The sequence below is a fragment of the Escherichia sp. 93.0816 genome (genome assembly GCF_013368855.2).
Classification (GTDB): Bacteria; Pseudomonadota; Gammaproteobacteria; order Enterobacterales; family Enterobacteriaceae; genus Escherichia; species Escherichia ruysiae.
This window is the reverse complement of record NZ_JABWNC020000014.1, coordinates 37,931-50,566: the sequence shown is the minus strand read 5'-3', so window position 1 is coordinate 50,566 and position 12,636 is coordinate 37,931. Positions and strand designations below refer to the sequence as shown.

The following is a 12,636-nucleotide window of genomic DNA, read 5'->3' as shown; positions in this document are numbered from 1 at the left end:
TCTGCCGCCGCTTTGTTGCGAAGGCTGACCTCATTGCGCCCTTTCTTCTTCAATGAAGCGTATCCGGTATTGTTTCATTTCCTCTGAAGCCGATTAGCTCCAGCCGAATGCCTTTGCCATCGGGGGGCCACGTTCTGCATTTCGCAGATACCACGTCGGGTCATGAGTGTGAAGGCTGTCATTGCCAGCATGGCTAACGCATTTTCCTCGCTTCCGCTGCGTTTCTCGAGAGCATCGGCAATTTCTTCTATGCTCCCCACCTGAAAGCAAGAGTCGAATTCTTTACTCCACTTTTCTGACATCGGATTTACTCTCTGTATTTATGGGTAGTTATCGAACTGAATGTGCCAGTTTTTTCAGAAGACGGCAAAGTTGAGTTGACATCCTCCCCCACCTTCGCACTTCGTGAATCAGGAGGGGAATTCCCATTAGTGGGTGACGGCTGATTGCTCAGCGTCTGGTTCCTGCTTCAACGGGCGGTCTGACTGCACCGTCCCTCCACAGGCAAGTACGGCGTGCCCCGCCGCTAAAATGTTGCGAGCGCCGTTTACATCGGCGTTCGCTGTATATCCACAAGCCCGACACACGAATTTACTTTGCGTCAGGCGGTTTTCTTTCGTTGTATGACCACAGCATGCGCAACGCTGGCTTGTGTACGCTGGCGGAACAGCAAGCACCTGACCACCACGCCAGAGCTGCTTGTACTCAAGCTGGCGGCGCATTTCATACCAGCCCTGATCCAGTATCGAACGGTTTAAACCTGATTTTGCCCGAACATTGCGCCCCGGCTGGCTGACCGTACCCGCTGCTGACTTTGACATGTTGCTGACCTTCAAATCCTCAATGACTATCATTGCGTGGTTTTTGCTGATGATCGTTGTGACTTTATGAAGGTAGTCCCTGCGGATATTTGCGATACGGGAATGCAGACACTGTATTTTGCGTTTCTGCTTCTGCCAGTTGTTGCTGAATTTGACCTTGCGGCTTAACTGTCGCTGAAGTCTCGCCAGCTTCTTCTGGTTTTTCTGAAAACTGTTTACAGGTTTAAAGACTGTGCCATCTGACAGCGTGGCGAGTTTAGCTACGCCAGCATCCAGACCGACTATCGTTGTGCTTGTGTGATTTGGTTCTGCCGTTTCAATTTCAACCTGAAACGAGATATACCACTGTCCCGCTAACTGATTGATTGTCGCATTTTTGATTTTACCGTTCACACGTTGAGATTGCCGGAATTTTACCCACCCAAGACCTGACGGTAGCTTCACTCTGCGATTTTCAAGGCAGCAATATTTCTCAAAGTTCACAAAACGGATTGAGTCTCTGCCCTCATTTTTTCGTTTCCATACCGGAGCCTTAGCTGCGATCTTTTTATCAAAACAACGTTTCCATGCGGTATGCAGGTCTTTCAGCTTTTGTTGCAGATTGTCGGTATAAGCATCCTGTAAGAAGATGTATTCCGGCATTTTTTTCCACACTGTAATCATCCGATTCAACTCGAAAGCCGAAGGTAACTTTTCGCCTGAGCCAAGTAGGCGCTTTGTCTCCGCAAGACCTAAATTCCAGACAAAACGGGCGCAACCACATAACTGCCGCAAACGCTGCGACTGCTCATGCGTTGGTTCCAGTCTGAATTTGTAGGCTTTCAGGATTAGCATCATCATTCAGTGTGTAGTAGATTTTCTTGCAATATTACTGCTTTTACGACCAACCTCAATGCAAAAATATAAAATCAATCGTTCAAGACATGCAGCCTTCCTTTTGCATGTTCATCTTGTCTTTGTAACAAAATACCGTCGCAAGATACTGGGAGAGTTACACTGTGCAGCATTCCATCAGTATGCAGCAGAAGTCTGCCGTGATTTTGGGGCAGAACTTAAAGAAAGTAACGGAGACGTCGATCATGTCCACATGCTGATCGAATACCCACCAACAGTGCAGCTTTCGGTACTGGTTAACTCACTGAAAGCAGTGACATCCCGCCGTCTGCGAAACGAATTTCTTGATTTGCGGGGGGCATACGGAAAAGCCGTGCTCTGGTCGAGGTCATACTTTGCTGGCTCCTGCGGAGGTGCGCCGCTGGAAGTTGTGAAGCAATACATTCAACATCAGCGTGGCTGATCACCCTTCGGGCTTTTCAGGCCCGTCCAAATTCCCCTCCCGCCTTATGTCGGCGGGAGTACCCTTTGGAAGTTAAGATGGCTGGTTCAGGTGCAGAGTATGAGTTTCCCCGGTGTGACGGGCATGGCGGGGCGGATTTTGCAGATACAAAAGACGTAAAAAAACCGACTGGTGAGGCCGGCTTTTTTACTGTTCCGCTACAAAGTTGATGACTCTGACCAGAAAAGAGCTGTCTATAACTGACGCTAAAAATGATAATTTGTTCTACCTGATTAATGCAACATGCCATAAGTTTACGGGAAAAGCTGACCACCTGATATTGTTGCAAAATACGAAAGTCGTCAAAATCGCGGTGGGGAGCTTGAGGCTGTAAGCTGAAAGCTGAAAGCGTTTGTGAAAGCCCCGGGAGATTGTTCTATCAATCAACCAAGGGCTCTACTGTAATGCCTAGACAACATTATAGTAGCCCGCTGACGTCCTCCACGCCAGAGGGGGCTTGCTACGTACAGCTTGTCGTTACTCAGAAGTAATAAATGTAAAAAAACCGACTGATGAGGTCGGTTTTCTTACTGTTCCGTTACAGAGTTGGTGGCCCTGACTGGAGGAAATCTCTTTTCAGCTAACGTTCTTATAATAGTGTTCTGTTCATTTGATAACAACCACCCTTGTAATCCGCAGGTTAGCACTGTCTGGCGACACTTCTGTCGTGATGACGGTAACCAGAACATGAGTCTTCCCGGTATAACAGGCATGGTGGGGCGGATTTGCAGAAACAACAGATGTAAAAAAACCGACTGGAGAGGTCGGCTTTTTTACTGTTCCGCTACAGAGTTGGTTGCTCTGGACGGGAAAAGACAGTCTGTATCTAACATAATCAATTCTATGCTTTGTCCCACACTATGTCAAAAATCCTGCTAATCAAGTAGTATACAAAATGTTAGCTCTACTGATTGTCTGAGTTCGACAACTGACGGATTTGTTAAGTCCTGGTCGGAATAACAGGTGGTGCTGCTTCCGGTGCTCTGGTCGGAGTGAGGCAGTCTGTATCTAACAATAGAGGCAACCGTAGTGACAGGCAGCCCATGAGTAAGCTGCAGTGTTTTGCTCCCTTATCAAGGGAAAACGGATGATTAATCTGTTAATCATCGTTCTCAGGGCAGTAGTTGCCGTTGCAAACGCGCTGATTGCTGTTCTGGAACTGATCCGGGAACTTGTCGACTGATAAGCCTGGAAACGTAACTAAGGGCAGGGAGTTACCGCTTCCTGCCCTTTAACAAAAAGAGATCTCACGTTAAAAATTTGTACCCTTCCTTAACTTCCAGTGTCTGCTCCTTTGAGTCAAACATCAGTCTTGTTTTCCCGGGAACACCCCATGAAATGTATTCGACATCTATCCACCATTTTCCATATTCTTCATATGGCCCGGATATTACTTTTTTGACAAAGGCGTCTACCAGATTCATTGTTTTTTCCTTTTTGTGTTGAAAATAATTAATGCCAGAGCACAGCGAAAATAATGAATGCACTGGCTGTGATAATTGCGATTTTCTCCCATATGATATTTTTCTCATGGGGGATTCTACGGAGATTATTTCTTCGCATTGAGATACCGGTATTCATGTTTTATCAGCTTATGGGGTTAAATGGTCACGGACATCATGCGGACGGTTCCCTGCCACATGCCATCTGGTTTTTTCATTCAAATTGAGAGATATTACTAAGTTGAGTCGCTTGCGATAGTGGACTCCTGTTTGTAAGTGAGTGCCATTGTTTATTTCATGAAGAGGATTGATTATGAGCATGCCTCCTGCGATAGCTAATACTTTCTTGTTTGAAATGATGAAGAGTAAATCAAAAGACGTTACACTTGCTGCGATCTATGCATTAGGTGAAGGCCGATGTCAGGCGGAGAACATTACGCGTGAATTACATAGATTGAGTCAAAGTGATGATATGGAAATAAAAATTGCTGCGATTAAAGCACTTGGTCGAATTTATCGGTAACGGCATAAGTTATCTGTTGTAATGAACAAAAGCCGGCTCATTTGAACCGGCTGTTATGGGGGGAGCTTATCTTAAAATACTTCGGCTACAGGCACGCCTGCAATCTGCTCCCACTCCTTACGCTTTTCCTGAATCAGACGAGGAAAGTCGACAGGGTAATCATATCCTCGACTTGCCATAGCGTGCATGGTGTTTGATGCGGTTTCTGGATGAGTACACCATGATGGAATAGGAACCATTGGCAGATTGATGTATTTCGTATGAATTTCCAGTGTTTTGTCGTCTGTTACAGTACGAGTGAAATTATGAATGTCAAAACCGATAACATCCATAATGTTGCCTGGATAGATACGGACATACAACATTGTGCCATTTTTAAGGTCAATACCAAAATAAGCTCCCTGAGTTAAAGATAATCCTTCATACCCCTTCTCTGGAGAGTAGAAGCCTGACTCTTTTATTTTTTGTACAACTTTTCTTATCTTTTCTCTCCTTGTTTTTGCACGTGAATACATCCATATACCTGGTGCAAGTAATAAGAACCAGCTACCAAAAGTGACAACATAATCTTCGACCTTATTTCCGAAATAACGATCAGAACATAGCATTTCGGTAAAGCCTAATGCGCAGAATAGAAAAAAAGGTATTCCAAGAAAGAAATAAGCTTTCCTTAATAAATAATAAAATAGCCACCAGGTTGGAAATCTGTCTGTTGTTTCTTTTTTAGCTTTCATATAATGCCTCCCCTCGTACTATCTATTATTTTAATGCCGATGGGGAGGTAGTGCAATATTTATATTGTATTATCCTTTTATTCCATCTTTTTCGTCTTTCTCTTTTGTTAAATCTTTAAGGCGTTCATTTTTCATTCCGGGAGCATGCCGGATATTGCGACTTCCTCCAATAAATATTTCTTTAACAGAATTTGCCATGCTGCCAAGCGTGTTGGCTCCATCACGTCCCCCCAGGAAGTTAATAACATGATCCGGTAGGTAAGCCTGAAGGGCAAACATGGCGGCTACAGTGGTTGTACAAATTCTGGCGTATATCAGCAGGAAACCAGCAAGACTGAAAATACCGGTCAGCGAATTGAACTGTACGTTAACCAGGGCCGCGGCAAATAATGCATTCAGTATTGTGCCTACGGCGATGATGGCTACAGAAGCAAAGAAAAAACCGAAGACCATGATGGGCGGCCTTATCATACTATCAATTAAGTATATATAACCGTAGGCTGCCCGACTTCCTCTGTCTTCTGATGTCCCGAGATGTGTTGCAGCCCACAGAGGCCCGGCGGTACATCCTATTAATACGCTGACTATCCAGTTCCCGATGCCTGTCATCCAGAAAATAAACGGAATAAATGGCAAGTAAATTGATAAGGAAAATCCAGCGCAGAACATCAGGAACAAAAGAAAATAAACAGGTGGTGCAAGTGCTTCAAATAGCGCGGTAAGCATCGAAGCGGCACCTGTTAGTGAGTTAAAGAATTTTACAAGAATTGAATCTTGGCCACCGGCAACGACAACTCTGGCCGTTGTATATATAGTCCAGATTCCTTCTGCACTGACCATTGTTATATCTCCGATATTTTTCATTTTTATCAGAGGATTAATTTGAGTACTGGTTGTGCCTGTGCCACTTGTTTCCGTTGCAATCCTGTTAGTGAGGCTAACAAGGGGGCCCATAATTTCAGACAAGGCTGATTTCGGATCTTGTGCATTTGCCATGCGTTGTTCACTGGATGATACTACTGTGCCCAGCGGTGGCGTATATGAGGAATTCTGCAGTTGCGTCCTATAGGCACTCATGACTGCACTGAATAAGTCAGTATCACCAACTTCTCCCAGTGATGACATTGAGGTTACAGCTGGAGCTCTGTCAGCCAGCTCTGCCAGACGTTGGTTAGCTGTCGCAAAGGTCTGATACCACGCGCCAAGCGTTATCCACCCGTAGGTTGTGAGATAAGATTTAAGAGCCTCTTTTCTGGATTGCTCTCCGTTATCAGTGGGTAGCGATTTTTGCACAGCACGTTCGTATTCGTCGGCTGCTTTCTGAATTCGTGTCTCGATATCCGGCAGTGTTCCGTTGCCAGAATTTCTTTTTTCCAGAAATGTTGTCACAAACTCACTGGCAGCGTTGTCCATGTCGCTAATCATATTATCCATGGCTGCACGTTGTGCTGAGATAACACCGCTGTATTCGTTTTTACTGAAGGGATTAAAGAATTTTCCAATCGTCGACTGATCTGTTGTTCCGTTCCCTTCTACTGACAGGCTGGCAGTACCACAGATACCGCTGCCATTGGATACTGTGACAGTGTAATTACCACTGGCGGTTTTAGCTGATTCTGTCATCAGTGAAGTCGAGGATTTGGCCGTCTGATTAAAATCATTTAGCCCTGCGTTAACCGCATACTTACACAGTTCCATTTCAAAAATGCCACGCGCTGCTGTTCGTGTGGATGCTTGAACTGGCTGTACAGTCATTGAATAACCATTTGCGATATTATCAGCGGCAACTTGCACCATCACATTGGCGGACCCAACCCCCATTATCGATGCGCCCCATAACATAATGAGCTGAGCGAGACTCCAGCCATTTCCGGTAGGAACGATCATCAGAAAACCTGCGACGAAACTCAGTATGCCGACAATATCGCGCCCGACGCTGAATACCTGTCCCTGATGCCCCGAACGCACAACATGGCGGATACTAATGAAGATACACCAGACGATAGCAAGTACGGCAATGATATTGTTGAACACCCAGAACATGCTTCCGATCAGGGTGGGGTCGCTGGTTGACAGTGGATTGGTGACCACATCACCGAATATCGTGACCAGCGCCTGGCGGGACAGATCGTCAGGATTGGTGGCGGCAGACACAATATCCTGATAGGTCACTGAAGCCATTGCCGGCAGTGAGGATATAGCAAGGCCTGCACAGAGTGCGCGAAGTAAAATTTTCACAGTAACTCCGGAATAGAATTGCGTATGGGCAAAGGCCACACAGGATTTAATTAAGGGGGATGGCGACATGCCAGTGGTACTGGCATCTGGACGTGATCAGTATTGTTTACTGGTTACGGCAATTAATGTGGCATTGCGCCAGCCATTGCGGTCGTTCAGAAAATCACGGAAAGTCCCCTGCTCGGGTTCGCTGACTTTTCGTTCATGCAACTGCCAGAGGCGGTATGTAACTATCAGAGCTCTGGAAGCACAAAGAGCGACGCCTGACAGTATCAACATAAGAGTGCTGATGGCGCGTACCAGTGTCATCAAAGGTAATGAGGAGGCGGCAAAGAGCATACCGCTGAGGAATAAAGCGATGGCCAGCAGACTCCAGCAGCATAACCGCCATGCTGTTCTGCGCCGACGGAAACGGCGATCCAGATCGTCTACTGACATATGGCTGGCCAGCAGAGCTTCTTCCCACGAGAGGCAGAGTTGCGCCTTTTTATTATTTACCTGACGGAATTTTTCCAGCCTGCTTTTTTGTTGCTTTAGCATATGCTGTACAGAATTCGTTATCAGGCGAGTCTCCATCAGCGGAACAAAAATGTTAATAATCCTCCGGGTGGCTATGCGGGTTATGGATGGTGATTTTTTGACGTTTTTCGTCTGGTCTGAATTTTCCGGTAACTTATTCATTTTTTCAGTCCTGTTCTGACGTCAGCTTTCAACGTGCGTTTGCCTGATTGATTGTTTTCTCAAGGCTACCGAGTTGTTTTTCATAATACTGGCGGGCAGTCAGAGCCAGTTGCTGGCCAGAGATAACATTACCCTGGCGGATCTGTTCTTTCAGATCGTTCAGCTGCCAGTTCATTTGCGCAGTGATTCTTACCAGTTCACGGAGCAGGTTATCCCCCTGCATTTCCTGTAAATCCACCAGGTATGCTGTGTTGGCGTAGCGCCGGCCAGCCTCAAAAGCTTCAAACTCACGGGTACTCATATATCCCCGTGCTTTTGCTTCTGGTGAAGCCACCTGGTCGAAGTAAGCGGCCGCTGAGTCTGACTGCAGTGTTTCAGCCAGTGCTTTACGTGTGCTTTCATTAGGCGTGCTGTCAGCAATCAACGTCAGTTGGGGATTCGACGCAGAATCAATGATGCCGTTGTATTCGTTCTGGAGTCCGACGTAGGTTCGCCCACTCTGGGTATTCACTTCTCCTTTACCCAGAGCACGACCGGCAGAGGGGCGGGAAGTGTTTTTCATGTAAGCCGTCGCTGCATCTATTTGCTTCTGATCCCATGTCAGTGCCGCAGGTGTGTCCGCTGTACCTGCGCCGTGGTAAATCGAGCGTACCTGACTGTCTCCACCTGGTATTTCGCCCACAGAAGGACAAACGGCGGTTCCTCCAAAACGTGCATATTCTGCTTCTGTACAGTAACTGGCGTGTATGGCCGCGCCATCATAAGCTTCCCGCACGGGAGAGTTTGCTGCGCTGGCCAGACGGTCGCGGATGCTACGGTTGCTCACACCGCCACCTTTACTGAGTTTTGAGGCTGCGGATGCTGAGGCACTTTTGCTTTCTGTTGCAATCCCTGATGCGGATTCACTGCAGATGGAGTCTGGCACGGTGAAGCTTTTCCGTGCCTCCTCGAGGCGCTGAGTTTCATTACTGAAAATCATCTGCTGACGTGTCGCCTGTCCGTTCTGGGCAATGACACTTGCCAGCTTTTCAGAGTTCTGATTGATAGCGGTACCCGTGGCTGTCTGGGTACTCAGTATGTCACTCAGCACACCTTTGATGGCCTCCATTCTGGGGACGACCTGCTGTTCAACGGGGCGGCTGGCGACGACGGTGACTGAATAAGCATGAGCCTGGCATGCCGTTCTACTCAGGATGGCTATAAGGGCTGCGAGTAATGTTTTTCTTTGCATTTTATTGTCTCCTGCTCGGGGTGGAGCACAAGGTCAGGAAGGCTGTCGTATTTTCTGTCTTCAGGTAGTGGGGCCAGTGGGAAACACTGATATCGCCTGGTGATATAACCTTTCCTGTTCCGGTTATCGATGATGCTGAAAGAACGACGTCTGACGCGCCGTAAGGTGGACGGGTCAGTATCCATGACAGGCCAGTCACCGGCACTCAGTGCCGGCGTTCCGGGAACGGATGGCCATAACCAGGTATCATCGGACATCAGCGAAGCCAGCGGTGAAGGGAGTATCCACTGGATGACATGCTGAACGTCGAATGGTGCTTCATCCGGGACAGAAACCTGCCATATTGCCGTTGTTATCAGCTCATCTGTGCTGGACGGCAACAACAGCCGCATGCCTGTAACCTTTCCCTGTGTTCTGGCATCCGAGGCGTATATCACTCTGGGATTGGGGGCCGGATGTAACCTGAAGAGACGTGACGGCAGAGTGAATGAGAAACTGTCACCTTTTACCTCAAGTTTTTTAAGAAATACCTGCCCTCTGGCAGGTCTCCGGCAGCGTGGGGTGATATGAATTGTACACATCAGAGATTGTATCCCTGTTTTCGGATGAGCTCCGAGGCCAGATCTTCAATAACATTGTCACTGTTATGTTGGCCCGCCCGGTGCTCAATTAATGACGTTGCAGAACCTCTGGGGAAGTTTTCGGCCAGAATCTTACGTGCCCGAACTGAACCTAACTTATTTGTCAGCGTTTTACGCAGGGCACTGTCTTTTGGCGATGAGTTCAGCGCCCATAGCTCCAGTGGACCGACGGTAAATTTGAGTATTCTCGCAAGCGTGCCACTTTTTACCCTGAATACTCCCAGAACAGAAACACCACTACCATCCGGTGCCGGGCCTTCCGGCATTTTCAGGAAGCGTTTCAGCATAAATTCAGGCACGTTGAAGTTATCTCTCAGAACAGGAATATCTTCGGGTTTGTAGCGTACTAACCAGAGAGTATTTGCTGACTTAAGAACGCTTTCCGGGTAGTCCCTCAGATACTGCGTACTCAGAACCGTGCGGATAGCAAACTTGCGTTGTTCGCGCTCCTGGGTATCCAGATTTTCCCAGATGAAGTCAATGCCCCGGGCGTTATGCAGTTCATCATAAACTTTTGTCTTAACCTCCTGATCAAGTTGGTTAATACGTTTAAGAGCGATTTCATGGTATTCCCGTGGAAGCTGCTTTAACACTTCATCCCTGTATTGTGGCAGGGTGAAGTCACCACCGGCGATCTGACCTGCAAGCAGGTACATGATGCCGGTTTTAAGCCTGCCTGCAGGCGTTTTGTCACCGGCAACATTATTCAGATCGACAGCGATGACCCGGGTTTCCGGGTTGATCATAAACCGGGTATACCCGGATATCATGGGGTAGTCGTTATGTCCCTGCTCCAGGGCGCGGCGGATGTAGTCCAGCAGAAGCTCGTTTGAACCATTACGCTGAACAGTACCGAAAACATCCCTGAGACTGGTATGGCCCAGCATCGAGGACACTTCGGGAAGCTGGGGCATTGCCTGATAATGAGCCCGCTGAGCCGCCATGATATACCCGGCATTGTGGAGCATATCCCGGACTTCGAACCAGGTTGATCTGGCCCACCAGGCTGCATCATGTTTTTCATACAGTCCCGAGTCCTGCAGTGCTGAATCCACCAGTTCTTCCGTTGAAGCGCGATAAAGTCGCGGATTATTTTCACCGTACTCTTTAAAAGCCAGCTCGATAAGCTGGTTGATAATTTGTCGGGTGTCTCCGGGGTTACAGGGTTGACCGGTACCGGTATCGACACAGAGAGCACACAGCACCGATGACATGAAATTCTTTTCCGGCGTAATAGGCTTTTTAGCGCCGTACATCACGTCAAAAAGGTTACGGGTGTATTCCGGATCATTGCTCAGAATAATACCGACAGCTTCGTCTTTTCTTTCCGGAGGAAGACTGTCGCGAATAAGCTGAACCAGTCCCTGAGCACTGTATCCCTTATCGATATAGGCAATGAAGGGCAGGTTTTTCTGAGCAGATGATATCTGTATTTCCGACAACGTATTAATCAGAACTGATTTACCCAGTCCCGGATCGCCTGGTGCCAGTTCTGTATGTTTATTTTGTTGGGATGACGCCAGACCAACCTCAAATGCGGAACCGTCTTCTGTATGTAACATAAGATTCCCTTTACCTCGCCAGACAGAGCCTGCCCTGTTAAGCGGGAAAAGCGAGATGGCATGTGACAACGGGGGATACAGGGGAACCGGGCCGGAGCCTCCGGATGCCGCGAGAATGGTATTCACCCAAGCGCGTCGGGGATCGCCAAATGTTGTTGTGGTGCCACATACGCCCCAGCCTTCAATGGCCGATTTCAGAATGGCCTGGTTTCGTGTGCATATTTCACGTGTTTTTCCCCACGTGGAGGCCATGATGGTCATTATGCAGACAGGTTCTTTTTCATCCGTTGCCGCCAGGGTCATAACGGATTCATACATTGGACGAACGGCAGAAATGAAGCTGCTGTAAGTCAGAAGCGTTTTCTTCAGATTAAGAGCCTTCATCCCGCCGGGCATCAGATCCATTCTGATGCGCCAGGGGACTGCGCGGGGGATGGCACGGACCAGTTCGTTAAACGTCTGCAGATTTTGCGGAGGTAAAGTAATCGATACCATTCCGTGCCAGAGTCCGCCCGCCTGAACCAGGTTGCCCTGTGTGGTCACCTGAGTGTTGAATAACTGCAAATGCAATGAAGGAGCATGTAGTACGGATTCATCGTCAGTCCAGCGATATCCCGCTGGCTGGGCATCTTCAGGCAGGTGGGGTTGCCAGTTACGCGGTGTGCTGTGCCGTTCTGTCTGACGACGTATTTCACGCCCGACCTCGTGTATATCCAGTAGCCGGAGAATCAGGCCATCAGATGAATGTCTCAGTGCCTGTTCCACATTATCAAGAAAAGCTTCGTGGCGGATTTTCAGTGCAGATAAGGTCCACTGCCAGGGGGACTGGGCAAAGCGTGCTTTCGGTACCCGTTCAGCCAGTCTTCTGACAAGCTCATCATGGGCGGTGCGATCGCTGTTGCTGATAAGGTCGGGTCCACTCCAGATCGCCAGCCAGCAACGCTCCCGGACCAGCCATGGGGACAGTGTTGTGACTTTCTCATCGACCACATCCTGTAACTGGATACCTGTATTAGCCAGTGAGCGCTTTTGTGGGGCGACCATGTCTTCGATTTCTTCTTTCCCCATGTCAGGATCACGCTCAAAAACGAAGCTGATTTTATGACCGCTGTTTTTATATGCCGTATTCAGGCTGTCACTCATGCTGGTGATCAGCGATTCCAGTGAACCTGGGCCAGTCTGGTCGGATGCTTCATCCATTTCCCTGAAAGCACCGCTGACTTCAAAGACAGAGAGATATTCTCCACGCTTTGTGGCTGCAATATAGGGCGAATTCAGCCATGGGCGACGTTCACGATCCTGTCTGTCCAGACCAATTACAGTACGTAAATCGCAATACTCAACAAAACTGCTTGCGACAGAGAAACGGGATAGCGTGTTCAGACAGTCTTCGATAGTGAAGATTAAACGGTTTATGTTCATAGGTG

11 protein-coding genes and 1 pseudogene are annotated in these 12,636 nt (G+C 48.0%); 3 read left to right on the top strand and 9 right to left on the bottom strand.

Annotated elements, in window-relative coordinates; genetic code table 11:
* Nucleotides 1-49: 49 nt before the first annotated feature.
* A pseudogene (locus HEM79_RS22915) lies at nucleotides 50-302 on the bottom strand (hypothetical protein).
* A gap of 126 nt (nucleotides 303-428) precedes the next feature.
* On the bottom strand, nucleotides 429-1,655 hold the full coding sequence (locus HEM79_RS15130; protein WP_106372808.1) for an RNA-guided endonuclease InsQ/TnpB family protein: 1,227 nt from the start codon (nucleotides 1,653-1,655) through the stop codon (nucleotides 429-431).
* Nucleotides 1,656-1,713: 58 nt separating this feature from the next.
* On the opposite strand from HEM79_RS15130, the gene tnpA reads away from it, so the two are divergent.
* Together tnpA and dqlB are read left to right on the top strand one after the other, a co-directional pair.
* Nucleotides 1,714-2,118 carry an IS200/IS605 family transposase gene (gene tnpA / locus HEM79_RS15125; RefSeq protein ID WP_001175008.1) on the top strand — a complete coding sequence of 135 codons (405 nt, stop codon included), beginning with the start codon at nucleotides 1,714-1,716 and terminating at the stop codon, nucleotides 2,116-2,118.
* Between the two features lie 1,126 nt (nucleotides 2,119-3,244).
* Nucleotides 3,245-3,340, top strand: coding sequence for a DinQ-like type I toxin DqlB (dqlB, locus tag HEM79_RS22660; protein ID WP_001303310.1), 96 nt, complete (start codon nucleotides 3,245-3,247; stop codon nucleotides 3,338-3,340).
* Nucleotides 3,341-3,404: 64 nt separating this feature from the next.
* Here dqlB and HEM79_RS15120 read toward each other — a convergent pair whose 3' ends face one another.
* Nucleotides 3,405-3,581, bottom strand: a complete 177-nt coding sequence (locus HEM79_RS15120; protein WP_172820973.1) for a hypothetical protein — start codon at nucleotides 3,579-3,581, stop codon at nucleotides 3,405-3,407.
* A 331-nt stretch (nucleotides 3,582-3,912) separates the two neighbouring features.
* On the opposite strand from HEM79_RS15120, the gene HEM79_RS15115 reads away from it, so the two are divergent.
* Entirely contained in the window at nucleotides 3,913-4,122 is a 210-nt protein-coding gene (locus HEM79_RS15115) for a HEAT repeat domain-containing protein (protein WP_000062603.1), read from the top strand.
* A 71-nt stretch (nucleotides 4,123-4,193) separates the two neighbouring features.
* Here the strand turns inward: HEM79_RS15115 and excA are convergent, their stop codons facing one another.
* The 6 genes from excA to traU form a co-directional block, all read right to left on the bottom strand.
* A complete protein-coding gene (excA, locus tag HEM79_RS15110) occupies nucleotides 4,194-4,856 on the bottom strand; it encodes a plasmid IncI1-type surface exclusion protein ExcA (RefSeq protein ID WP_089558129.1) in 663 nt (220 codons plus the stop codon).
* A gap of 69 nt (nucleotides 4,857-4,925) precedes the next feature.
* A complete protein-coding gene (locus HEM79_RS15105; protein ID WP_089558130.1) occupies nucleotides 4,926-7,094 on the bottom strand; it encodes a DotA/TraY family protein in 2,169 nt (722 codons plus the stop codon).
* A gap of 96 nt (nucleotides 7,095-7,190) precedes the next feature.
* Nucleotides 7,191-7,775 (bottom strand): conjugal transfer protein TraX, encoded by a 585-nt coding sequence (gene traX, locus HEM79_RS15100; protein ID WP_001037998.1) that lies wholly within the window; start codon nucleotides 7,773-7,775, stop codon nucleotides 7,191-7,193.
* Between the two features lie 28 nt (nucleotides 7,776-7,803).
* Complete coding sequence (gene traW / locus HEM79_RS15095) at nucleotides 7,804-9,006, bottom strand: IncI1-type conjugal transfer protein TraW (RefSeq protein ID WP_089558131.1); 1,203 nt, start codon at nucleotides 9,004-9,006, stop codon at nucleotides 7,804-7,806.
* Nucleotides 8,973-9,587 (bottom strand): IncI1-type conjugal transfer protein TraV, encoded by a 615-nt coding sequence (gene traV, locus HEM79_RS15090; protein WP_000337394.1) that lies wholly within the window; start codon nucleotides 9,585-9,587, stop codon nucleotides 8,973-8,975. The genes traW and traV overlap by 34 nt, the downstream gene beginning before the upstream one ends.
* Nucleotides 9,587-12,631: an IncI1-type conjugal transfer protein TraU gene (traU, locus tag HEM79_RS15085; protein WP_089558132.1), complete on the bottom strand. Its 3,045-nt coding sequence runs from the start codon at nucleotides 12,629-12,631 to the stop codon at nucleotides 9,587-9,589. The genes traV and traU overlap by 1 nt, the downstream gene beginning before the upstream one ends.
* Between the last annotated feature and the right edge of the window lie 5 nt (nucleotides 12,632-12,636).